We start from the raw sequence: 24,684 nt of genomic DNA, 5'->3' as shown, positions 1-24,684 counted from the left end.
TAAAAATTCAAGTGGAGGCTGGACGATGGGACAGCCTCCTTCCATATTCAAGAACGGAAAGGAGGAATCAGCAGATGGCTCGAAGTTTAAATGATCCAGTGACAATGTTAAAGGGTGTTGGTCCTAAAAAAGCAGTTGCATTGAATAAACTTGGCATTTCAACGATCGATGACCTTCTTACTGATTATCCGTTTCGTTACGATGACTTGGCAGTTAAGGACCTTTCTGAAATTAGTGAACAGGAAAAGGTGACCTTAAAGGGGACGGTAGCTTCGGAACCGACCGTGATTCGGTTTGGCCGGCGCCGCAACCGGTTAAATTTCCGCTTGTTAGTTGAACATCAAGTGATCATGGTAACCTTTTTCAACCAACCGTATTTGAAATCAAAGGTTCAATTAGGAGCTTCACTTGCAGTTTATGGCCGGTACAATGCTAAGCGGCAAAGTTTTACGGGGATGAAGATCATTCCAGTCGGGCAGCAAAATGATTTTAAGGGTGTTTACCGGGCTTCGAAGGAATTGAAGGCGAATCAAGTCCAAAAGCTGGTTGAGCTTGCATATGACCAGTATCATGATGTGATTCGCGACCTTGTGCCGCTTTCGTTGCGGAATAAGTACCGGTTGGAACCGCGACAACAGATCATTCACGATATGCATTTTCCAACCAGTAAAAAGCAGGCTGATTTAGCCCGGCGATCCGCGATTTTTGAAGAGTTTTTCCGCTTTCAGGCCGGATTGCAGATGCTGAAAAAGGAAGATCGCCAAAATCAAGGAATTGCAATCAACTATGATAATCAAAAATTGAAGCAGTTTATTGGCCGGTTACCATTTGAGTTAACGAATGCGCAAAAGCGGGTTGTCAATGAGATCTGTCGCAACATGCGCGAACCGTTAAAGATGAATCGCCTGTTACAGGGAGATGTTGGTTCCGGAAAAACGATTGTCGCGGCCATTGCGATGTATGCGGCGGTAACGGCGGGCTTTCAGACGGCATTAATGGCCCCAACTGAAATTTTGGCCCAGCAGCATGCCGAAAAATTAAGTAAGCTGTTTGCTCCGCTAGGAATTAACGTCGGGTTAATGACGGGAACAACGGTCAGCAAGGTAACCGCCCGGCGTGAAATGTTAAAGCATTTGGCGAATAATGACCTTCAAATTGTCGTTGGGACCCATGCGTTGATTCAGGACGATGTTGTTTTTAAAAATTTAGGGTTAGTGATTACGGACGAACAGCACCGTTTTGGGGTTAATCAGCGGAAGAAACTCCGGGAAAAAGGACATAATCCGGATGTCTTGGCAATGACGGCGACCCCAATCCCGCGGACATTAGCGATTACCACGTATGGTGAAATGGATGTTTCGATCATTGATGAATTGCCGCAAGGCCGGCAACCGATCGAAACAACGTGGTTACGGAAAAAGCAAACGAATGACGCGTTGAAGTTCATGGAGCGGCAGCTGAATGATGGCGCGCAAGCATACGTTGTGTCTCCGTTGATTGAAGAATCTGAAATGCTGGATTTGCAAAATGCCGAGGAAGTTTACCAGAAACTGCAGGACTATTTCAATGGACGGTTTAAGATTGGACTGTTGCATGGACGTTTAAAACCGGACGAAAAGGAATTAGTCATGCAAAAGTTCAAAGACCACGAATATGATATTCTGGTTTCAACGACGGTCGTTGAAGTCGGGGTTGATGTCCCGAACGCGTCGATCATGATGATCCTTGACGCTGACCGGTTTGGACTGGCACAGTTGCACCAGTTGCGCGGTCGGGTCGGCCGGGGTGAACGGAAATCATATTGTTTTTTGATTGCTGATCCGAATAGTGATTATGGCAAAGAACGAATGAAGACGATGGTTTCAACGACGGACGGGTTCGTAATTGCGCAACGCGACCTTGAACTTCGGGGACCAGGAGACGTTCTTGGAACTGCTCAAGCTGGACTGCCAGAATTTAAAGTCGGCGATCCGGTTGCGGACTTAAAGATTTTGCAGATTGCGCAGGAAGAGGCGCACCGGATAATCAATGAACCGGATTTTGAAACTCGGGAAGAGAACCAAGAGTTGATTCGTTATTTAAATCATCATCGCAACCAAGGTGATAATTTGGATTAGAAGTGGAGGAGATTAGAAGATGAAAATTGCAGTTGATGCGATGGGCGGCGACAACGCCCCGCAAAGTGTTGTTGAAGGGGTTGAAAAAGCCCGCGATGCCTTTGAAGACATGGAATTTGTATTATTTGGGAAGATTGACGAGGTTAAACCGTTAGTGAAGGATCAAACCCGAATCAGTTTTGAACAGGCTGATGAGGTGATCGTAATGAACGATGAACCGGTAAAAGCAATTCGGCGGAAGAAACAATCATCGTTAGTTTTGGCTGCTAAAGCGGTTAAGGAAGGGCAAGCCGATGCCCTGTTTTCATGCGGAAACACTGGGGCCTTGCTTGCTGCCGGGTTGCTTTTAATTGGGCGAATCAAAGGCGTTGAACGGCCAGGCTTGCTTTCGACTTTGCCGGTTGTTTCAGCTGCTCAAGGGGGCTTCAACCTGCTTGATAGTGGAGCAAATGCGGATAACAAGCCGGAGTACCTGCATCAATTTGCCGTGATGGGGAAGTTTTATGCCCAAACGGTTCGTGGAATTGAAAATCCCCGAATCGGACTTTTGAATAACGGAACCGAACCGCATAAGGGAAGCAAATTAACGCAAGCAGCATATCAATTGATCAGTGAAGATCCGTCATTGAATTTTGTTGGCAATGTCGAATCCCGCGATTTAACAAATGGGGTATGCGACGTTGCGGTTGCGGATGGATTTACCGGCAATGCGGTTCTTAAAGCAATCGAAGGAACAGCTTCGGCGGTAATGCACTTGGTAAAAGACAGTGTAAAGGATGCCAATGTCTTCGGCAAATTAGGCGCATTGATGTTCAAGCCGAACTTGATGAAGATCAAGGACCGGGTCAATCCATCACGGTATGGCGGCGCCGTTTTGCTGGGAGTTAAAGCTCCAGTTGTTAAGGCTCACGGGTCAAGTGATGCTCAGACAGTCTACTACACCATGAAGCAGATTCGGACGATTTTAAATGAAAAATTATTAAGTAAGTTTGAAACGGCATTTCAAACCCAAGATGAAGAACAAAATTAATTCTTTCAAAATCGAATTAAAAGTGTTAAATTATATTCCATAAATTAATAGAAAAGAGGGATGTTCATGAGCGAACAAGAAATTTTTGATAAGATCGCCGGCATTATGGCTGACCACTTTGAAATTACAAAAGATAAAATTACAAACGAATTGAACTTTAAGAAGGACTTGGATGCTGATTCAATTGATTTTGTTGAATTCATCCTTGACTTGGAAGACGCATTTGGCGCTGAAATTCCTGACGAAGAAGCTGAAAAGTTGAATACCGTCGGTGATGCAGTTCAATACATCAAAGAAAATATGGAATAATGGTTAAGTTTTCAAGGAGGTTGCGGCTTATGGCACAACCTCCTTTGTTATATCTGAATGGCCGAATTTGTAACTCCGTTTGATATGGTATAATGTATCATCGGAGTAATTGTCGACAATTAGAAAAGATAAGGAGAAATTATGATAATCGGATTAGCTCAACATTTAAAAGAAAACTATGGAATTACGATTAATAACATGGATTATTATGACGCTGCGTTTACGCATAAATCATATGTCAATGAACATCCGAAAGAAAAACTCGATTACTATGAACGAACCGAGTTTTTGGGAGATGCGGTAATGCAGCTCTGCGTTTCAGAATACCTTTTTAAGCGGTTCCCAGAAATGCCGGAAGGAAAATTATCACGTTTACGGGCAGCAATGGTTTGTGAAGACAGTTTTAGTAAATTCGCCAAGGAATGCCACTTTGATGAATTTATTCGACTGGGAAAAGGTGAAGAGAAAAACAATGCACGGCAGCGGCCATCACTTCTATGTGATATTTTTGAAGCTTTTATTGGGGCATTGTATCTTGACCAGGGCAAACCAACCGTTGTCAAGTTTATCAGTGAAGTTGTCTTTCCTAAACTTGATATGGGATGGTTCAACACCTTCTTTGATCACAAGACGGCGTTGCAAGAATACTTACAAAAAGACGGCCAGTGTGATATTCAATATCAAGAAGTTTGGAGTAAGGGACCGGATAACGATCGGACTTACAAGATGAAAGTTTTGTATAACGGCGATGAAATTGGTGAAGGAATTGGCCATACGAAGAAAGCTGCCGAACAGGCCGCAGCTTTTGAAGCGTTGAAAAAATTCCAAGTCAAATAGATGAGATGGAGGAAATGCGTTGAAATTAAAATCATTAACGATCAATGGTTTTAAATCATTTGCAGATAAAACTGAAATTGACTTTCAACCTGGAATTACGGGAATCGTCGGTCCGAACGGAAGCGGGAAGAGCAACATCATTGAATCGCTCCGGTGGGTTTTAGGTGAACAGTCAGCCAAAAGTCTTCGGGGAAGCAAGATGCCGGATGTTATTTTTGCCGGCTCGGCAACCCGCGCGCCGTTGAACCGGGCGGAAGTTGAAATCGAATTTGATAATTCTGACCGCTTTTTGCCAGACCAGCCAGATGAGTTGCGCATCACTCGCCGAATTTATCGCAGCGGTGAAAGTGAATTTCTTTTGAATGGGAAAAAAGTGCGGTTAAAGGATATCGTCAACCTTTTCATGGATACCGGCTTGGGAAAAGAATCGTTTTCGGTTATTTCTCAAGGTAGAGTGGAATCAATTTTTAACAGTAAGCCTGAAGATCGCCGGGTTTTGATCGAAGAAACTGCGGGGGTTTTGAAATATAAGAAAGAAAAGGAACGGGCCGAAAAAGAATTAAAGGAAACCACGGACCATTTAGACCGCGTTGTTGATATTCTAACGGAATTGAAGCGGCAACGGGAACCTCTTGAAGAACAGGCCAGCATTGCGAAGGATTATGTTGAACAAAAGAAGCAATTTGATTATTATCACTTAAATGAATTGGTGCTTGAAATTCAGCAGGGTCGAAAGCAAAAAGCTGAACTTGATCAGCAGTTAAAGCAGGCTAAGGAATTATTAGCCAAGTATAAGCAGGCGGCGCTTGATCAAGAAGAACATACAACCCAATTGCACGAGCAACAGCAGACAATCGAAAATCAATTGGACCAAGTTCAAACACAATTAGTTACTTTAACTCAGCAACGGGAACGCCTTGCCGGGAAGAAGGATATTTCCGAACAACAGCGGCAATTTCAAATTGAAAAAATCGAAAGCCTGACAAAGCAGATCGATGAAAATCAACACGATTTAGCAAAGATTCAAGAAAAGTTGACAACGGCTCAAAAGCGGATCGAAGAATTGAAGGGTGAAAAGCAAAAACTGCAGCATCAAATTAAAAGTTTGAGTGCGGATCAAAAGCTTGCGCCCGAAGAACTTGAACAAGCAATTGCTAAGCTTACTGATCAAATCAATCAGCAAACCCAGCAAAAGATGCAGGCCGAAAATGAAATTCATGTATTGGAACAAAGCGAAACCCAGCGCCAATCAGAACTGGCGCAGGTTCAAAAGCTGTTAGCAACGGCCCAAGCAGAAACGAAGCCGCTTCAAGATCAATTAACGGCGGCCAAGACACAAACGGCTGAATGCCAAGCGAACCTTGAGGATGCTGAACGTCAAGCTGAAACGTATCGCGAAAAGCGGACAAAGCTGAACGCGCAGATCGATCAGCAACGGCAAAACTGGTATCAAGCAAGCGAGATCATGCAAAAAGCTCAGGCCCGGCTGGAAGCGTTAGAAAGCGTTGCTCATAATTATTCTGGGTATTACCAAGGGGTTCGCGAAGTTTTAAAACAACGGAACCACTTGCAAGGCATTGTTGGCTCAGTTGCCGAAGCAATCAACGTTGATCAACAATATTCTCAAGCAATCGAAACGACTCTTGGAAGTCAGCTGCAAAATATCATTGTGAAGGATGAAAATGCAGCTAAGGCCGGAATTCGGTTCTTAACCCAAAAACGGTTAGGCCGGGCGACATTTTTACCGCAAACGACGATGCGGGCTCGGTCCATCGATTCACGGCTGCTCCAGCAAGCCCGGAATGATTCCGGAATGGTTGGAATTGCAAGTGACTTGGTAACCTTTGATGCTTCCAATCGCAACGTGATCCAATATTTGCTTGGAACAACGTTGATCGTTAAGGATATTGATGCAGCGACCCGGATTGCGCGGGCAGTCAATCACCGCGTAAAACTGGTAACGTTAAAGGGCGAAGTTGTAAACCCTGGCGGCTCAATGACCGGGGGTGCAAACCGCACTCAACGAAATGGCTTGCTTCAAAAGAAACAGGAAAGCACGGTTTTAAAAGAACAGTTAAAGACGATGCAGACCAAACTTGGCGAACTTGAGGAACATGGGAAGCAGCTTAAACGTCAGTTAGCGGATGTGATCACTAAGGATCAGCAAAATGCAACGCAGGTCAACGAACTGCATCAACAATTGACAGCAATGCAGAAGAACCTTGCTGCAATTCAACAACAGTTTGATGAACAGCACCGTCATCAAGAACAGTTGCACCGGCAATTGCAGGACTTGGATGGGACGAAAGCCGCTGCCCGCCAAGCAGAATTAAAAAAACAAGTTGAATCGTTAACAGCGTCAATTGTGGAGCTTCAAACTGAATTGGATGATAAAAAACAGTTCAGTGAAGATGCGCGGTCAACGCAACGGGAAAGTTCGGCGAAGTTAAATGAATTTAAACAACAATTATTGCTTGTGAATGAACGGTTGACGAATGCTCAATTACAGGCCAACGAATATCAAACGCAGATCAATCAGCTTAACCGGGCGCTTGATCAGGGAAAGCAGTCCCTTGAACGAATTCAAAGCCAGCAATCCTTGAATGATATGCATGGTGATGAATTGGCCAAAAAGCAAGCTGAAATTGAAAAGCAACATGCCGAATACACCGCTAAGGTTAAGCAAATGCGGGCGCAACGGGATGAGTTGCATGATCAGGTTGCGGATGCGGAAAGCCGCTTACGGCGGGCAAATGAATTACAGCAAGCATCAAATGATGATCAGCGCAAGGCGAGTTTGCAACTTGGCCGGTTAACATCGAAGCTTGAACAGCACCTTCAAGAATTGACCGATACGTATGAAATGACGTTTGAAAAGGCGGTTCAAGAAGCTCAAGAAACTGATCTGAATGAGGTTCAACGTCATTTGAAGCTCTTGAAACGTGGAATTGACGAACTTGGAGAAGTTAATTTAGGTGCCATTGACGAATTTGAACGGGTCAATGAACGGTTCGAATTCTTAAATGCCCAGCAAAATGACCTCAACAATGCGAAGGAAACATTGGTTCAGAGTATGGATGAAATGGATAATGAAGTTAAGACCCGGTTTAAAGAAACCTTTGATCAGGTTGCGACGGCCTTTGCGTCATTATTCCCGCAAATCTTTGGTGGCGGGAAAGCTTACTTAACGTTGACGGCCCCGGATGATCTTTTACATACCGGAATTGAAATTACCGCGCAGCCGCCGGGAAAGAAAGCCCAGCGATTAAGCTTGCTTTCGGGTGGTGAACGGTCACTAACGGCGATCACCTTGCTGTTTGCGCTTTTGAAAGTTCGTCCGGTTCCGTTTGCGGTGCTTGATGAAGCAGAAGCGGCATTGGATGATGCCAATGTTGCCCGGTATTCGCAATACTTGAAGAACTTTGATGATGAAACCCAATTTATCGTCATTACTCACCGGAAGGGAACGATGATGCAAGCTGATGTTCTTTATGGAGTAACGATGCAGGAATCGGGGGTTTCCAAGATGGTTTCCGTATCGCTTGCGGACGTAATTTAGAAAGGATTGAGACTGAATGGGATTATTTGATAAGTTAAAGAAGGCGTTTGGCTTTACCAGCGATGATGATGAAAAAGTCAAACAAGATGAAAAGGTTGAAAATTCAACTGATCAAGCCGAAGATGAAGACAAAAAGCCTCAAGCAGAACAAACCGAAGAATCATCTTCAACGAATGAAACTGAAAATGAGGCTCAACCTGAAACTGAAGATCAATTATCGGAAGCAGGTGAAAAGGATCAGGCATCTGCTGAAACTCAGTCAACTTCAGATGATGTAATTGCTGAACCAGTTGAAAAAGCATCAGCTGATGAAGATTCGTCAACTGAAGTTATTGCTGAAGAAAAGGACCAACCAGTTATTGCCAAGCAATCACCGGCCGATTCCGCCACGGAAGAATCTGAGGTAGTTCAAGCCAATGAACTTGACAAAGCGCAACCAGCAGCCGATTCTAAAACAGAAACAGAAACAAAATCGGAATCAGCTGACGATGATTGGGAAATAACAACGCAAAATGCGAACCAGGCAACTGAAGAAGAGGATTCCGTTGAGCAACCAGCCGCAACCACGGGTGAAGAATCACCGGCGGAAACAGCTGAAAAGGCGGCCGAAGAAGAAACCGAAGCGGCTGAAGATGTTGCTGAACATGAAGGTCAAGCGGAACAGGTCGAAAAGCAAGCCCAAACGGAATCGGAAACCAGACGGTACACGCATGGTTTGAAGAAGACCCGGACAGGATTCAAGGGCCGGATTAATGCATTGCTGGCTAACTTCCGTCACGTTGATGAAGATTTCTTCGATGACCTTGAAGAAATGCTGATCGAATCTGATGTTGGCTTTGAAGCTGCGATGAAGATCAGTGACGAGTTGCGGGATGAAGTTAAATTCCAAAATGCGAAGAGTAAGGCTGAAGTTTCAGAAGTCATCGTTGAAAAACTGGTTGACTTATATGAAGAGGCCGGTAAAGATCAGGATGAAGCGTTGCATTTTGCTGAAGAAGGCCCAACCGTCTTCCTCTTTGTGGGGGTTAACGGCGTTGGAAAGACAACCACGATTGGAAAACTTGCTAAACGGTATAAGGACGAAGGGAAGAAGGTCATGGTTGCCGCCGGGGATACATTCCGGGCCGGTGCGATCCAACAATTAGATGAATGGGCTCAACGCGTTGGCGTGACGATCGTCAAGAAACCTGAAAAGAGCGATCCGGCTTCGGTTGTTTATGATGCGGTTACCAAAGCGAAGAAGGAAAATTACGATATTTTGCTTGTTGATACGGCTGGCCGGTTGCAAAACAAGGTCAACTTGATGAATGAGCTTGAAAAGATTCAACGGGTAATTACCCGTGAAATTCCAGAGGCCCCGCATGAAGTTTTACTGGCACTTGATGCAACAACTGGTCAAAACGCATTGTCCCAAGCTAAACAGTTTAAGGATGCAACCAATGTAACGGGAATTATTTTGACCAAGCTGGATGGAACGGCTCGCGGCGGAATCGTGTTGGCGATCCGGAACGAACTGCACATTCCAGTTAAGCTTGTCGGCCTTGGTGAACAGGTTGATGATTTGCGCGACTTTAATACCGAAGACTTTGCATACGGATTATTTAAGGGATTGATTACTCCCCGCGAAGACTAGGGTGATTTAAATGGAAATTGCAAAAACAAATCGAATCAATGCGTTATTCGAATTTTATGAGCCGCTGTTGACCAAAAAACAGATGGAATATTTGGCCCAGTATTACCGGGATGATTTTTCGCTTGGCGAGATTGCGGAAAATTATAATGTGTCGCGGCAGGCAGTTTATGATAATATAAAACGGACAGAGAAAATCCTTGAAGAATACGAATCAAAGTTGCATTTGTATGCTGATTTTCTGAAAAATGCGGCTCATTTAGATGCGTTGATCGATTACATTCAGCAACGTTATCCGCACGATGAGCGGTTACTTGAACTTGCAGAAAAATTGGAAAGTATTGAAGAATAGGTTGGTGAAATCAAATGGCCTTTGAAGGGTTAACAGAAAGAATTCAAAATGCAATTCATAGTTTACAACGCAAAGGAAAAATCACGGAAAATGATGTTAAGGAATCAATGCGTGAGATTCGGCTGGCATTGCTGGAAGCCGACGTAAACTACGGGGTTGTAAAGGACTTTATCAAGACAGTCCGCGAACGGGCAGTCGGAGCGGAAGTGCTTGAAAGTTTAACACCGGCACAACAAATCGTTAAGATCGTTAACGAAGAATTAGTTAAGGTGATGGGTGAAAAGGAAGTCCCATTAAACAAATCAGCGAAGATTCCAACCGTCATTATGATGGTTGGGCTTCAAGGGGCCGGGAAAACGACAACGGCCGGGAAATTAGCCTTAAAGTTAAAAAATGAACAAAAAGCCCGTCCATTAATGATTGCAGCCGACGTTTACCGTCCCGCTGCGGTTGATCAGTTAAAAATCTTAGGTGAACAAATCGACGTTCCGGTCTTTGAAATGGGAACGGACGTTGATCCGGTTGAAATTGTTCGCCAAGGGATGGCTAAGGCGCAAGAACAAAAGAACGATTACGTTTTGATCGATACGGCCGGCCGGTTGCAGATCGATGAAAAGTTAATGGATGAATTAGCTCAAATCAAGGAACTTACTCACCCAGATGAAATTCTTTTGACCGTTGATGCCATGACTGGTCAAAACGCCGTTGAAGTTGCAAAAGGCTTTAACGATCAACTTGATGTGACCGGGGTTGTTTTGACGAAGTTAGATGGGGATACCCGTGGTGGGGCTGCCCTTTCAATTCGTGCCGTTACTGGCAAGCCGATCAAGTTTATTGGGCAAGGCGAAAAGTTAACGGACTTAGATGTTTTCTACCCAGATCGGATGGCTTCCCGGATTCTTGGCATGGGGGACATGCTGACCTTAATTGAAAAGGCGCAACAAGATTACGATGAACAAAAAGCCGTTGAACTTCAAGAAAAAATGAAGGCCAACTCGTTTGACTTTAACGATTTTCTTGAACAATTAGCTCAAGTTCAAAAGATGGGCCCGATGGAAGATTTGATCAAGATGATTCCAGGGATGGCAAATAACCCAGCATTGAAGAACGTGCAGGTTGATCCGCGAGATATTGAACGGACAAAGGCAATTGTTTACTCAATGACGCCGGAAGAACGGGAAAATCCAGATATTTTGAATCCGAGTCGGCGGCGCCGGATCTCAGCCGGATGCGGGGTTAAGATTCAAGACGTTAACCGGATGATCAAGCAGTTTAAGCAAATGCGCGACATGATGGGGAAGGTTTCAAACGGAGACTTTTCTGGTATGGAAGGCCTCTTTGGCAACGGCATGAGCGGTAAATTAGCGAAGATGTCAATGTCGAAGATGGTGCGGAAGAATAAGAAGAAAAAGCTTCGGAAGCTTCAAAAAGCCCGGAGAAGACGGAAACGGTAAAAAAATATTAACTGTCAAGAAATTTTCCTTTACAGCTAATTCAAAACTTGGTATATTATTAATGTTGATAAATTAATAGGAGGTGCAAACATGTCAGTAAAAATTCGTTTAAAGCGTATGGGTTCAAAGAAGCGTCCATTCTACCGGATCGTTGTTGCTGATTCACGTTCACCACGTGATGGTCGTTTCATCGCCAATGTTGGAACATACAACCCATTAACAAACCCAGAAACAGTTACCCTTAAGGAAGAAGAAATTATGAAGTGGTTAAACAATGGTGCTCAACCATCAGACACAGTTCGTAACATTCTTTCACGTCAAGGCGTAATGAAGAAGTTCCACGAAGCAAAATACTCAAAGAAATAAGCAGGGTAAAGTTCAATGACAAAGGAAACGGTTAAGCAATTGTTATTAACGATTGTCAAAGCGTTGGTTACGACGCCTGATGAAGTTTCAATTGAAGTGGCAAATGATGATCAGTTTGTGAACTTTAATTTGAAGGTTGCTTCCCAGGACGTCGGCCGGGTTATTGGAAAAAATGGAACGGTCGTTCAAGCAATTCGGTCATTGATCTATGGAATTCGCATTGACGATGATCGCCGGATTAAATTGAACGTTATTGACTGATTATTTAACGGACCTCCAATAAAGCAGAGATGTTTTGTGGAGGTTTTTTTATTAGAAAGGGATAAGCATGAATTATTACCAAATTGGAAAAATTGTTAATACTCATGGAATTAAAGGCGAAGTTCGCGTTCAGGCAATTACGGACTTTCCTGAAAAACGGTTTGCACCGGGAGCAACGGTTTATGCTTTTCAAAAAGGAAAGGATCCGGTCGCATTAACGGTTAAAAGTCACCGCAAGCACAAACAATTTGATTTGTTAAGCTTTGAAGGAATGGAAGACATTAATTTGGTTGAACCGTTAAAGCAGGCGGATTTAAAAATTGCTGAAGATCAGCAAGATGATTTGGCAGATGGTGAATACTATTACCATCAGATTGTGGGATTAAACGTTGTTGATTTGGACGGAAATTCGATCGGCAAGATCAAGGAAATTATGGAATCGGGTGCCAATGATGTCTGGGTAATTCAACGCGCAGGCAAGAAAGATTTGCTGATTCCAGCAATTAAGGACGTTGTAAGGGACGTTCAGATTGAAAACCAGCAAGTGATTATTGATATGTTAGATGGGTTGGATGACTAATGCAAATTGATATTTTAAGCCTTTTTCCCGAAATGTTCGATGGCCCGATGAATTCCTCAATGATCGGTAAAGCTCAGGAAAATGGAATTTTAAACATTGATGTCACGGATTTTCGGGATTACACGACCAATAAGCAGCACCACGTGGATGATACGCCGTATGGTGGCGGTGCTGGAATGCTATTGCAGGCCCAACCGATTTTTGATGCGCTTGATGCGGTTCAGGAAAAACATCCGGAACCGGGGAAAGTGATTTTGCTTGATCCGGCTGGACGGCAATTCAATCAAAAAGTGGCGGAAGAGTTGGCCCAAGAAAAGCATTTGACCTTTATTTGCGGTCACTATGAAGGCTATGACGAACGAATTCGGACCCGGGTAACGGATGAAATCTCACTGGGAGATTATGTGTTGACCGGGGGCGAATTAGCAACGATGGTCATCATTGATGCAACGGTGCGGTTATTACCAAACGTTCTTGGAAATGATGAGTCAGCGGTTGGTGATTCATTTTCAACCGGATTGCTTGAATATCCGCAATATACGCGGCCCGCTGATTTTCGCGGAATGAAGGTTCCTGAAGTTTTAACGAGCGGTAATCACCAAAAGATTGCTGAATGGCGCCGGAAAGAATCATTGCGGCGGACATTCGAACGGCGGCCGGATCTGCTTGAAGATTTTCCGTTGACGGATCAAGATCGGAAATGGTTGCGAGAATTTAAAACTCAAAAATAGCTTTACAAACTAATAGCAGATATGATAATATTTTATTTGGCTTAGTTGCCATATTAACGGTATTCCGCTGCAACTGGACATGAATATCGGGGAAAGGAAGAAAAACATGTCAGTAAATCCATTGATCAAGAAGATCACTGAATCACAATTACGTGATGATATTCCAGATTTCCGTGCTGGGGATACAGTACGGGTTCACGCACGGATCGTTGAAGGTAAGCGTGAACGTATTCAAATCTTTGAAGGTGTTGTTATCAAACGTCGCGGCGAAGGCGTTTCAGAAACTTACACTGTTCGTAAGATCAGTAACGGTGTAGGGGTTGAACGGACTTTCCCAGTTCACACACCTCGGGTTGAAAAGATTGAAGTTGTACGTCAAGGACGCGTTCGTCGTGCTAAGTTGTACTACTTACGTGATCGTCAAGGTAAGGCTGCACGTATTCCAGAACGTCGTCGTAAATAATAAGAGAACGGTTGTGTTACGGCACAGCTGTTTTTTTATTATTCAAATATGAATTGTACACAATATTTATTTTCATTCAGGAATTAAAATCCATGATTGAGGAAACTTTAGTCCGCTTTTTCTGCCTCGGAGTAATATAAGCTTGTAAGTGTTAGAGAGAAAAGGACTAAGTGTTAAAAATTAGTTTTCGTTAGGGATAAGGCTTTGGGGAAAGTCTTATTTTTTTATTACCAAATTGAATAAATTAAAAATGAAGAGGTTGTGGCATAACATAGGCCACAACCTCTTTTAATCTCTAATTAATTATTTTGTTTCAACCTTACTTTTTGTGCCATCATTTGATGCTGAAGTAGGTTTAGGTAGGTTTTTTTTATAAACAAAAAGAGGGGCTTAATTAGTTCCTCAAATCTTGTATCTATGTTGTACCCATTTTGTACATATCTAGAATTGAATATTAAAGTACTAAATTATTCTAATATAATTTATGATGCTTTTTTCTAAAAATGATAAAAGAATAATATTAGTACGAATGAAATCCTTTCCAAATTAATTTATCATTAAAAACTTCCGGAGTAGTCAAATCATAAGCAAAGTCCCGCATACCATATCAATTAACAATCAATGACAAATTAAGTAGAATAAAGAATGTAAGCGATATATCGAAGCAGTCTCAGAAGGAGGGGACATTGATGACGAAAATTGATTTTAATAATTATATGAATCAACCGAATATGAAACCAATTCAAGTAATGAATGAAAAAGGTGAAATTGTAAATCAGGATCTATTTCCAGATCTAACTGACGATCAATTAGTTGATCTGTTTAAAAAAATGTTATGGGAACGGATTTTAAATGAACGGTCAACGAAATTAAACCGTCAAGGACGTTTAGGATTCTATGCTCCAACAGCAGGTGAAGAAGCCAGTGAAATGGGATCAAGTTACGCAATGGAAAAGGAAGATTTCCTTTTACCAGCTTATCGGGATATTCCACAGTTAATTCAACATGGATTTCCATTAGACCGTGCATTCTTATGGTCAATCGGACACTACATGGGCGGTCAAATTCCAGATGACGTCCAGGCAACGACGCCGCAAATCGTTGTCGCATCTGCAACCGTTCAAACAGCTGGCGTTGCATTGGGCTTAAAGAAGAAGAAATCACCAACCGTTGCATATACATACACTGGTGATGGCGGAACTTCTGAAGGTGACTTCTATGAAGGAATCAACTTTGCGGGTGAATTTAAGGTTCCAGCATTATTCTTTGTTCAAAATAACGGTTATGCAATCTCAGTTCCGCGGCGGAAACAAACCGCAGCTCAAACATTGGCCCAAAAGGGAGTTGCAGTCGGAATCCCTGGAATTCAAGTCGATGGGATGGATGCATTAGCTGTTTACACGGTTGCCAAGGCAGCTCGTGAATGGGCAGTTGCCGGAAATGGTCCGGTTTTAATTGAAACGTTAACTTACCGGTATGGCCCGCACACATTATCAGGTGATGATCCAAAACGTTACCGGACAGCTGACGAAGAAGAGGAATGGCGGAAGAAAGATCCGTTGATTCGGTTCAGAACATACTTGGATCACAAAGGCTTATGGAATGAAGACATGGAAAAGAATTGGGAAGAAGCGGTCAATAAGGAAATCGATGCCGCAATGGAAAAGGCTGAAAATGCACCCCAACAAAAAGTTAGTGATTTCTATAAATTAAGCTACTCAGAAATTCCAAAATCAATTCAAGCAAAAATTGATGAATGTGAAAAGGAGGGAAAGTAACATGGCACAATTAACAATGATCAAGGCAATTAATCAGGCACTCGATCAAGAATTGAAACGTGATCCGAAAGTGCTCGTTTTCGGTGAAGATGTTGGGAAAAACGGTGGTGTTTTCCGGGCAACAGATGGTTTGCAGGCCGATGTCGGCGAAGACCAAGTTTTTGATACCCCGCTTGCTGAATCCGGAATTGCCGGGTTAGCTGCCGGACTTGCATATGAAGGCTTCCGGCCAGTTCCAGAAATTCAATTCTTTGGATTCTTATATGAAGCAATGGACGAAATTGTTGGTCAAATTGCCCGTGAATACTACCGGACTGGCGGAACCAAGAAGATGCCGATCACGATTCGGTCAGCATTTGGCGGCGGGGTGCATACTCCTGAAATGCACTCTGACAGTCTGGAAGGAATCGTTGGTCAAGTTCCAGGATTACGGGTCGTAATTCCGGGGTCACCGTATGATGCCAAGGGATTATTAATTTCTTCAATTCGGTCGGATGATCCGGTTGTCTTCTTGGAACACATGAAGCTTTACCGGTCAATGCGGGAAGAAGTTCCGGAACAGGAATACACTTTGCCATTGGATAAGGCTGATATTAAACGGGAAGGAACGGATCTAACCTTAATTTCATACGGTTACATGGTTCAAGAATGTTTGAAGGCTGCTGATGAACTTGAGAAGGAAGGCATCAATGCGGAAGTCGTTGATTTACGAACTGTTTCACCGTTAGATGAAAAAACGATTCTTGAAAGTGTAAAGAAGACGGGGAAAGTGGTCATTGTTCAAGAAGCGCAAAACATGGCAGGGGTTGGTAATCAGGTCGCATCGTTGATTGCTGAAAAGGCAATTTTAAGTTTGGATGCTCCGGTTGCACGCGTCAGTGCGCCTGATACCGTTTATGCATTCAGTGAAGCCGAAGAACGCTGGTTGCCAACCAAGGACGACATTGTAGCGAAAGCCAAGGAAATTGTTAATTTTTAGGAGGAAAAATTAATGGGTGTTTATGCATTTAAACTTCCCGATGTCGGTGAAGGAATGGCCGAAGGAACAATTGGAAAATGGTACGTTCATGAAGGCGATTCGATCAAGAAAGATGCTGACTTGGTTCAAATCGAAAATGATAAGTCGGTTGAAGATCTAACTTCACCAGTCACGGGGAAAATCAAAAAGATTATTGTTCAAGAAGGCGACACCGCCAACGTTGGGGATCCATTGATCGAAATTGAAACGGCAGGTGCCGTTCCGGAAGATGCTCAACCAGCACCAACGGATTCAAAAGCCGAATCCCAACCAGCGAAGGTTGCGCCAACGTCGACTTCGCAATCAAACTCGCAGGCAACACCTGCTCCACGGCAAATGACCCCGCAAGATCACAGTTTGCCAGTGTTGGCAATGCCATCAGTGCGGGCATATGCGCGTGAAAAGCAGGTTGACTTAACCCAAATCAAGGGAACTGGAAATCATGGTCAAATTCTGAAGGCGGATGTGGATCTCTTCTTGAGTAACCAAAACGGAACGGCATCAAAGATTGTTCCGCAACAAGATTTACGTGAAAATCAATCAGTTTCATCAAATTCAAGTCAACCGGTATCCGGTGGCGAACGGCGGGAAAAGATGAGTTCCGTCCGGTTGGCAACGGCCAAGTCAGTCAGTCGTTCAGTTCAAGAAATTCCACACGTTACGTTATTTGATGAAGTCGTGGTGGATCAATTATGGGATCACCGGAACAAATTTAAGAAGATGGCAGCTGATAAGGGAATCCACTTAACATTTATGCCATATGTCGTTAAGGCGTTGGCAGTGGTTGCTAAAGAATTCCCGATTTTCAACGCATCACTTGATATGGATCAACACGAGATCGTATATAAAAACGACATTAATGTTGGCATCGCAACTGATACGGAACGCGGATTGTTCATGCCGAATATTAAAAACGCTGATCGGTTAAGTATGTTTGAAATTGCTAAACAAATTGAAGACCACACGCAAAAGATTGCGGATGGCAGTCTTGATCCGGCAGCTGCGCAAAACGGCACGATCGCGATTACAAATATTGGTTCGATCGGTGGGGGATACTTCACCCCAATTATTAATTACCCAGAAGTTGCTATTTTAGGAATTGGCCGCATTACTGACCAACCGATCATTGATGCCCAAGATCCTGAAAACGTCACGATTGGAAAAGTGCTGAAGTTATCACTTTCGGTTGATCACCGGGCAATTGATGGGGCAACTGCGCAAAAGGCCCTTAACCGGTTGAAGGAACTTTTAGGTAATCCGGAACTCTTATTGATGGAGGGATAACAATGGTTGTTGGTGATTTTGCAATTGATTTAGATACGGTTGTCATCGGCAGCGGCCCCGGCGGCTATGTTGCTGCGATTCGAGCGGCTGAATTAGGACAAAAGGTAACGGTCATTGAACGTGAATTTATTGGAGGAGTCTGCCTTAACATAGGCTGTATTCCATCAAAAGCACTTGTTGAAGCGGCCCACCATTATCAAAGCGCGATGAATTCACAGAAAATGGGGTTGCAGGTAACGGCTGCCCAACTTGATTTTCAACAAACCCAAATTTGGAAACAAAGCGTGGTTGATAAGTTAACGGGCGGCGTTGCCAGCCTGTTTAAGAAACATCACATTGACGTGATCTGGGGTAGTGCCTATGTTAAGGATGACCACACTTTACGGGTTATCAAGGACGATCAGGCTCAAACCTATACGTTTAAGAACTTGATTATCGCAACCGGAAGCCACCCGATCGAGATTCCAAATTTCAAGTATGAAGGCCGGGTGATTGACTCGACTGGCGCCCTTGATTTGAAAAAAATTCCGAAACACCTGATCGTTGTTGGCGGCGGCTATATCGGGTGTGAATTGGCATCCGTTTATGCTAACCTTGGCGCGCACGTTTCAATCATTGAAGGAACAGGCCAGATTCTTTCAAATTATGAAGCCGACATGGTTCGCGTTATTCAGAAACACTTCAGTTCGCAAGGCGTTGACATCTACACAAATGCGATGGCGAAAAAGGCCGAACAGGATGATCAAAGCGTCAAGGTAACCTTTGAAGTTAACGGTGAAGAAAAACAGTTAGTCGCCGATTACTGTTTGGTTTCAGTTGGCCGGCGTCCAAATACGAAGGGCATCGGGTTGCAACATGCTGGAATTCAACTTGACTCACACGGTTTGATCAAAGTTGACAATCAAGGGCGGACCACGATTCCAAACATCTATGCGATCGGCGATGTTGTCCCAGGCTTTTCTCTTGCGCATAAGGCTGAATACGAAGGCAAAGTTGCTGCGGAAGCCATTGCCGGCAAAAAAGCAACCGTTGATTATCATGCGATGCCGGCGGTCTGCTATACCGATATTCCGTTGGCAACGACCGGTTTAACGGCCAAAGAAGCTGCACAACAAGGCTTGGCAGTCAAGACAGCCCAATTTCCATTCTTGGCAAACGGACGGGCAATTTCAATGAACGCCACTGATGGTTTTGTCCGGCTGGTATATACAAAAGATGAAGGAATTTTAGTCGGTGCTCAAATTGTCGGCGGGGATGCTGCAGATATGATCAGTGAATTAACATTGGCGATCGAATCGGGCAACACCGTTGACGACTTAGCATTGACGATTCACCCGCACCCAACGCTGACGGAAGCAGTTTGGGATGCTGCCGATATCGCAATTGGATATCCAACAAATATTTAACAATTTTATTTAAGAGGCTGAGACAATCATCGTCGCAACCTCTTTTTCAAATGGAGATGAAGAAATGCAATACTTAGCAATGCAAACTCACGATATTCGAACAAATCTGGCAACTGAAGAATATTTAATGAATTCGGGAGTCATGACGCCGCCGTTTATGCTTTTTTACATTGAAAAGCCGTGCATTATTGTCGGGCGGAATCAGAATACGGTCGAAGAAATCAATGAAGATTACTGTCGTCAACACGGAATTACGATCACGCGACGGTTGTCCGGTGGCGGCGCGATGTATCAAGACTTAGGCAATCTGTGCTTTAGCTTTATCGTTCCGGCTGACCGGCAGCGGTTTGGCGACTTTAAAACCTTAGTTCAGCCAATCGTTGATGCGTTGCACGAAATGGGGGCAACGGGGGCTGAAGTCACTGGCCGAAATGACATCGTGATCGATGGAAAGAAGTTTTCGGGGAATGCAATGTACACCCGCAATGGTAAGACCTTCTGTCACGGAACGCTGATGTTTGATGTTGATACCAATGCGGTTGCTGGAGCATTGAAAGTTCCGATGGATAAGATTGAATCCAAGGGGATTAAATCGGTTCGCAGCCGGGTTACAAATTTAAAACCATATTTGAAGCCTGAATTTCAAACCCTTGATACAGCCGGTTTTCGGGATGAACTGATCAAACGCATTTATCACGTTGATGACCTTAGTCAGGCGCAAATCAATGAATATCAGTTAACGTCCAAAGATCAGCAAGCCATTCATCAAATTGAAACTGACCGTTACCGTGACTGGGATTGGGTCTTTGGGCAATCGCCAGCCTTTACAGTCAAAAAGCGGAAGCACTTTGATGCCGGAACGATCGATGCCCGTTTTGAGGTTCAAGACGGGAAAATTAAAATGGCGAAGATTTATGGCGATTTCTTTGGCGTTGAAGATGTCCACCAGCTGGAAAAAGCCTTGATCGGTAAGCCATACGACGTTGATGCGATCACTAAGGTGTTGCGATCATTTGACTTGAACAAGTTCTTCAATGGAATTCCAACCAACGATGTGATCGAATTGATTGCACATCAACATTAAAAACGATGCGCATTAAATGAATAATCCCTTTTGTAACATTGATTGTAATATGATAGAATATATTGAGATTAATTACATGAATGTATCATTTTCAATCAAGTAGGAGGGTCCACATGGCTATTAAGTATAAACGTGTCGTATTAAAATTGAGTGGCGAAGCTTTAGCAGGGGATGCAGGCAAGGGAATCAACCCGCCTGAGATCCGGAAAGTTGCTGAAGAAATCAAGGATGTTCACGATCTTGGCGTTGAAATTGCCATCGTTGTTGGTGGTGGAAACATGTGGCGCGGAGTTACCGGTGAACAACTTGGAATCGAACGTGCTCAAGCAGACTACATCGGAATGCTTGGAACGGTAATGAACGCATTAGCATTGCAAGATACTTTGGAATCACTTGGCGTTCCAACCCGTGTTCAAACTGCGATTGAAATGCGGCAAGTTGCTGAACCATATATTCGGCGGAAAGCTGTTCGTCACCTTGAAAAAGGCCGAATCGTAATCTTTGCTGCCGGAACTGGTTCACCATACTTCTCAACGGATACAACCGCTGCTTTGCGGGCATCAGAAATTAACGCCGATGTCATCTTAATGGCAAAGAACGGGGTTGACGGGATTTACTCAGCTGACCCGAAGAAGGATGAAAGTGCAATTAAGTTTGAAACATTGACTCACTTAGACATCATCAACAAGGGTCTTCATGTCATGGACTCAACGGCTTCAACGTTGTCAATGGATAATGATATTCCGTTGGTTGTCTTCAACATGAATGAACGTGGAAATATCAAGAAGGTTGTTCAAGGTGAAAATATCGGAACAACAGTGGAAGGAAAATAATCATGAAGATTACAAATGAAATTATTAAAGAAGGCCAAGAAAAGATGGTTAAGGCTGAAGAAGCCTTGCAACACGAACTTGGCGGCATTCGGGCCGGCCGGGCAAATGCCAGCTTGCTTAACCGGGTAACGGTTGATTACTATGGAGCACCGACTCCATTGAATCAAATTGCTCAAATTTCAATTCCTGAAGCCCGGGTATTGTTGATTTCACCATATGACAAGTCATCATTGGATGATATTGAACATGCATTATTGGCTTCAGATCTTGGATTGAATCCGGTCAATGATGGAACGGTGATTCGGTTAGTTATTCCGCAATTGACTGAAGAACGCCGGAAAGAATTAGCAAAAGAAGTTAAAGCTGTTGGCGAAAAGGCCAAGGGCTCAGTTCGCCATGCACGGCGGGACATTCGCGAAGCTTTGAAGAAGGCTGAAAAAGACGGCGAAATGTCAGAAGACGAATTACATGATTTAGAAGATCAAGCACAACAAGTTACTGATGAAGCAGTAAAAAAGGTTGACGAAATTGTTGCTGACAAGGAAAAGGAAATTCTTGAAGGCTAAGATCAACAGATTTGGGGTAAAACAGGCAGTGGCTGTTTTTACCCTTTTTTATTGTCATCAGTGAATGGAGAAGAACAATGTTTAAGAACTTATTTAAGAATACAACGGCGGGCGAAACTGAAGAAGTTAACTTAGATCCCGCAAAGATGCCGCAACACATTGCCATTATTATGGATGGCAATGGCCGGTGGGCTCAACGCCGCGGATTACCGCGGGTTGCCGGTCATAAACGCGGAATGGAAGTTGTTAAGGATATTACGAAAGCAGCAAGCGACTTAGGGGTCAAAGTATTGACGCTTTATGCCTTTTCAACCGAAAACTGGAAACGCCCCGAAAGCGAAGTCAGCTTTTTAATGGATCTGCCGGTTAAATTTTTTGATACGTTTGTTCCGGAATTGATCGAAAACAATGTCCGGGTCAACGTAATGGGTTACACGGAATACTTACCGAAAAAAACGCAAAAGGCGGTCAATGATGCAATCGAACAAACGAAAAATAATACCGGAATGGTGCTGAACTTTGCCTTGAATTATGGCAGTCGGGCTGAAATCATCACGGGGGTAAAGAAAATCGCCACTGAAGTTCAAAATGGCGATTTAGCCGTTGATGAGATCAATGAAGAGGTGCTTTCGAAGTCTTTGATGACAGAAGAAGTTGCGCCATACAATGATCCAGACTTGCTAATCCGGACAAGCGGTGAAGAACGAATTTCAAACTTCTTGTTATGGCAAATTGCATATAGCGAATTAGTCTTTACCGATAAATTATGGCCGGAATATCAACCAGATGATCTGGTCCATGATATTTATGAATTCCAACAACGCGACCGGCGTTTCGGTGGCGTAAAGGATACTAAGGGAGGAAAATCGAAATGAAGCAACGCGTGACAACCGCAATTATTGCTTTAATTATTTTTATTCCGCTTTTAATTATTGGCGGAACACCATTTAATATTTTAGTTGTTGCAATGGGAATCGTTGCAATGACTGAATTTGTTTCAATGAAAAAATTATTTGTCGTTTCACCAGCGGCATTTATTAGTTACTTTGCAATCGCCAGTTTACTGGTTCCACGGACATGGTTGAAGTTTTTGCCCAAGGATGAAAGCTACATGGATCTTTTCTTTGTTTTCTTACTGTGCTTGTTAGCATTCAGCGTGATTTCAAAGAACATGTTCAACTTTGACGATGCTGGGGCGCTTGTGTTAGGAGCAGTTTATGCCGGCTTCGGTTTTCACTTTATGATTCAGGCGCGGACCGAAAGTTTATGGATGCTTTTGTATGCGTTGCTGATCGTTTGGATCACTGATAGCGGCGCATACTTGATTGGCCGGAAAATCGGGAAGCATAAGTTGGCTCCAAAAATCAGTCCGAATAAAACCTGGGAAGGCTCAATTGGCGGAACGCTTGCCGCAGTTGTCATTGTGGGGGCATATGTCTTCTTTATGAAGCCGTACTTCAAGTACAATTTCGCATTGATGCTTGTTTTGACTCTTGTCTTTTCAATTGGGGGCCAATTCGGCGATCTGATCGAATCAGCCTTTAAACGGCACTACGGTGTTAAGGATTCAGGCAAGATTCTTCCAGGTCACGGCGGCATTCTTGACCGGTTTGATTCATTATTATTTGTCTTACCGTTAATGCACTTTGCCGGTTTGATTTAATTTAAAAAGAAGGGGGTAAACCCAAAACAATGATTGTAACAATTATTGCGTTTGTGATCGTTTTTGGCGTGCTGGTATTTGTTCATGAATTTGGTCACTTTTATGCAGCCAAAAAGTCAGGAATTTTGGTCCGGGAATTTTCGATCGGAATGGGACCGAAACTTTTTGCATATCATAAAAATGGCACGACGTATACGTGGCGGTTGTTGCCGTTAGGTGGTTACGTGCGAATGGCCGGCCTTGAAGATGATGAAGAATCACTAAAAAAGGGTTCGCCGGTAACCTTGTTGCTTGATAAGCAGGACCAGGTTACCAAAATCAACACAAGTCAAAAGAAAATGTTAAAGGGCGGGTTACCGTTGATCGTGACTGACTGGGATCTGCAAAAGGAAATGTGGATCGAAGGTTACGAAAATGGCGATGAAAGTCAGGTTAAACGGTTCAATGTTAAACGCGATGCAATGATCACTGAAGAAGATGGAACTGAAATTCAAGTTGCACCGTTAGACGTTCAATATCAATCCGTCAGTGTTCCGAAGCGAATCGTGACGAACTTTGCCGGGCCGTTTAATAACTTTATCTTAGCAATCATCGCCTTTGGCCTGGTCGCAATGCTTCAAGGCGGCGTCCAGATTCCAACGAATTCAAATGTGATTGGAACGGTTCAAAAGGACTCCGTTGCTGCGAAGGCCGGCTTGAAGGCGGGAGATCAAATCGTCGCCATCGATGGTCACCAAGTTTCGAATTGGCAAGATCTTGTAAGTGATCTTAGTGATCGCGGCGGTAAGCAGACCACGTTAAAGGTCAAACAAGCAAAACAAACTAAGGAGATCAAATTAACACCCAAGACAGTTAAACAAAATGGTCAAAAGACCGGTCAAATTGGAATTACTGAAAAAATTAAGAATGACCACTCAATTGGGGCAATCCTTGCATTTGGATTTACCCAAACGTGGAATATCATTATGTTAGTCTTTAGTGCAATTGGACACATGATCACCCACGGATTCAGCCTGAATGACTTGGGTGGCCCGGTCGCAATGTACTCGATGACGGCGCAAGCGGCCCACCACGGGGCAATTACCGTCATCAACTTGATGGGCTTGTTATCTGTCAACCTGGGAATCATGAACTTGTTACCGATCCCAGCCCTTGACGGTGGCAAGATCTTACTGAATATCATTGAAGGAATCCGCAAGAAACCAATGGATCCGAACAAGGAAGTTGTCATTACGATGATCGGCTTTACGTTCTTGATGATCTTAATGGTTCTGGTTACCTGGAATGATATTCGCCGTTACTTCTTTTAAAAGTTTATGGTAAACTTAGAATTAAAATAATTGTTCGAAGGAAGAAGGATATT

Annotated in this window: 23 protein-coding genes; all 23 read left to right on the top strand. The window is 43.6% G+C overall.

Going from position 1 to position 24,684, the window contains the following annotated elements:
- Window positions 1-11 precede the first annotated feature (11 nt).
- The 23 genes from recG to rseP all read left to right on the top strand — a co-directional run bounded on the left by recG (window position 12) and on the right by rseP (window position 24,631).
- Window positions 12-2,117 carry an ATP-dependent DNA helicase RecG gene (gene recG, locus A3O17_RS07060; RefSeq protein ID WP_225354721.1) on the top strand — a complete coding sequence of 702 codons (2,106 nt, stop codon included), beginning with the start codon at window positions 12-14 and terminating at the stop codon, window positions 2,115-2,117.
- Between the two features lie 19 nt (window positions 2,118-2,136).
- Window positions 2,137-3,147, top strand: a complete 1,011-nt coding sequence (plsX, locus tag A3O17_RS07055; protein ID WP_064213220.1) for a phosphate acyltransferase PlsX — start codon at window positions 2,137-2,139, stop codon at window positions 3,145-3,147.
- 66 nt (window positions 3,148-3,213) lie between these two features.
- The gene (gene acpP / locus A3O17_RS07050) at window positions 3,214-3,456 is read left to right on the top strand and encodes an acyl carrier protein (RefSeq protein ID WP_064207687.1); all 243 of its coding nucleotides are present in this window, start codon (window positions 3,214-3,216) and stop codon (window positions 3,454-3,456) included.
- 141 nt (window positions 3,457-3,597) lie between these two features.
- A complete protein-coding gene (gene rnc / locus A3O17_RS07045; RefSeq protein ID WP_064213221.1) occupies window positions 3,598-4,293 on the top strand; it encodes a ribonuclease III in 696 nt (231 codons plus the stop codon).
- 19 nt (window positions 4,294-4,312) lie between these two features.
- Window positions 4,313-7,852: a chromosome segregation protein SMC gene (smc, locus tag A3O17_RS07040; protein WP_064213222.1), complete on the top strand. Its 3,540-nt coding sequence runs from the start codon at window positions 4,313-4,315 to the stop codon at window positions 7,850-7,852.
- A gap of 16 nt (window positions 7,853-7,868) precedes the next feature.
- Window positions 7,869-9,485 (top strand): signal recognition particle-docking protein FtsY, encoded by a 1,617-nt coding sequence (gene ftsY, locus A3O17_RS07035; RefSeq protein ID WP_064213223.1) that lies wholly within the window; start codon window positions 7,869-7,871, stop codon window positions 9,483-9,485.
- Window positions 9,486-9,495: 10 nt separating this feature from the next.
- Window positions 9,496-9,834 carry a putative DNA-binding protein gene (locus A3O17_RS07030; RefSeq protein WP_057827933.1) on the top strand — a complete coding sequence of 113 codons (339 nt, stop codon included), beginning with the start codon at window positions 9,496-9,498 and terminating at the stop codon, window positions 9,832-9,834.
- 14 nt (window positions 9,835-9,848) lie between these two features.
- The gene (gene ffh, locus A3O17_RS07025; RefSeq protein WP_064213224.1) at window positions 9,849-11,288 is read left to right on the top strand and encodes a signal recognition particle protein; all 1,440 of its coding nucleotides are present in this window, start codon (window positions 9,849-9,851) and stop codon (window positions 11,286-11,288) included.
- Between the two features lie 90 nt (window positions 11,289-11,378).
- The gene (gene rpsP / locus A3O17_RS07020) at window positions 11,379-11,654 is read left to right on the top strand and encodes a 30S ribosomal protein S16 (RefSeq protein ID WP_057827935.1); all 276 of its coding nucleotides are present in this window, start codon (window positions 11,379-11,381) and stop codon (window positions 11,652-11,654) included.
- Window positions 11,655-11,669: 15 nt separating this feature from the next.
- Window positions 11,670-11,915: a KH domain-containing protein gene (locus tag A3O17_RS07015; RefSeq protein WP_064207682.1), complete on the top strand. Its 246-nt coding sequence runs from the start codon at window positions 11,670-11,672 to the stop codon at window positions 11,913-11,915.
- Window positions 11,916-11,982: 67 nt separating this feature from the next.
- Complete coding sequence (gene rimM, locus A3O17_RS07010; protein WP_064213225.1) at window positions 11,983-12,495, top strand: ribosome maturation factor RimM; 513 nt, start codon at window positions 11,983-11,985, stop codon at window positions 12,493-12,495.
- A complete protein-coding gene (gene trmD / locus A3O17_RS07005; RefSeq protein WP_057827938.1) occupies window positions 12,495-13,226 on the top strand; it encodes a tRNA (guanosine(37)-N1)-methyltransferase TrmD in 732 nt (243 codons plus the stop codon). The genes rimM and trmD overlap by 1 nt, the downstream gene beginning before the upstream one ends.
- A 106-nt stretch (window positions 13,227-13,332) precedes the next feature.
- The gene (gene rplS, locus A3O17_RS07000; RefSeq protein WP_057827939.1) at window positions 13,333-13,689 is read left to right on the top strand and encodes a 50S ribosomal protein L19; all 357 of its coding nucleotides are present in this window, start codon (window positions 13,333-13,335) and stop codon (window positions 13,687-13,689) included.
- Between the two features lie 689 nt (window positions 13,690-14,378).
- Window positions 14,379-15,467 carry a pyruvate dehydrogenase (acetyl-transferring) E1 component subunit alpha gene (gene pdhA, locus A3O17_RS06995; protein ID WP_064213226.1) on the top strand — a complete coding sequence of 363 codons (1,089 nt, stop codon included), beginning with the start codon at window positions 14,379-14,381 and terminating at the stop codon, window positions 15,465-15,467.
- A 1-nt stretch (window position 15,468) separates the two neighbouring features.
- Entirely contained in the window at window positions 15,469-16,446 is a 978-nt protein-coding gene (locus A3O17_RS06990; protein WP_064213227.1) for an alpha-ketoacid dehydrogenase subunit beta, read from the top strand.
- A gap of 12 nt (window positions 16,447-16,458) precedes the next feature.
- Window positions 16,459-17,769 (top strand): dihydrolipoamide acetyltransferase family protein, encoded by a 1,311-nt coding sequence (locus A3O17_RS06985; RefSeq protein ID WP_064213228.1) that lies wholly within the window; start codon window positions 16,459-16,461, stop codon window positions 17,767-17,769.
- Between the two features lie 2 nt (window positions 17,770-17,771).
- Window positions 17,772-19,175: a dihydrolipoyl dehydrogenase gene (gene lpdA / locus A3O17_RS06980; RefSeq protein WP_064213229.1), complete on the top strand. Its 1,404-nt coding sequence runs from the start codon at window positions 17,772-17,774 to the stop codon at window positions 19,173-19,175.
- 64 nt (window positions 19,176-19,239) lie between these two features.
- Window positions 19,240-20,259: a lipoate--protein ligase gene (locus A3O17_RS06975; protein WP_064213230.1), complete on the top strand. Its 1,020-nt coding sequence runs from the start codon at window positions 19,240-19,242 to the stop codon at window positions 20,257-20,259.
- Between the two features lie 113 nt (window positions 20,260-20,372).
- Window positions 20,373-21,092, top strand: a complete 720-nt coding sequence (gene pyrH, locus A3O17_RS06970; protein ID WP_064213231.1) for a UMP kinase — start codon at window positions 20,373-20,375, stop codon at window positions 21,090-21,092.
- A gap of 2 nt (window positions 21,093-21,094) precedes the next feature.
- Window positions 21,095-21,658, top strand: coding sequence for a ribosome recycling factor (gene frr / locus A3O17_RS06965; RefSeq protein ID WP_057827945.1), 564 nt, complete (start codon window positions 21,095-21,097; stop codon window positions 21,656-21,658).
- Between the two features lie 77 nt (window positions 21,659-21,735).
- Window positions 21,736-22,533 carry an isoprenyl transferase gene (locus A3O17_RS06960; RefSeq protein ID WP_064207673.1) on the top strand — a complete coding sequence of 266 codons (798 nt, stop codon included), beginning with the start codon at window positions 21,736-21,738 and terminating at the stop codon, window positions 22,531-22,533.
- The gene (locus tag A3O17_RS06955; RefSeq protein WP_064213232.1) at window positions 22,530-23,321 is read left to right on the top strand and encodes a phosphatidate cytidylyltransferase; all 792 of its coding nucleotides are present in this window, start codon (window positions 22,530-22,532) and stop codon (window positions 23,319-23,321) included. Before A3O17_RS06960 ends, A3O17_RS06955 begins: the two co-directional genes overlap by 4 nt.
- Window positions 23,322-23,350: 29 nt before the next feature.
- On the top strand, window positions 23,351-24,631 hold the full coding sequence (gene rseP / locus A3O17_RS06950; protein ID WP_064213233.1) for an RIP metalloprotease RseP: 1,281 nt from the start codon (window positions 23,351-23,353) through the stop codon (window positions 24,629-24,631).
- Window positions 24,632-24,684 lie beyond the last annotated feature (53 nt).

Origin of the sequence: Ligilactobacillus aviarius, from assembly GCF_001654615.1 — a bacterium.
GTDB classification, from domain to species: domain Bacteria; phylum Bacillota; class Bacilli; order Lactobacillales; family Lactobacillaceae; genus Ligilactobacillus; species Ligilactobacillus aviarius_B.
This window is presented reverse-complemented; position numbering and strand designations above follow the sequence as displayed.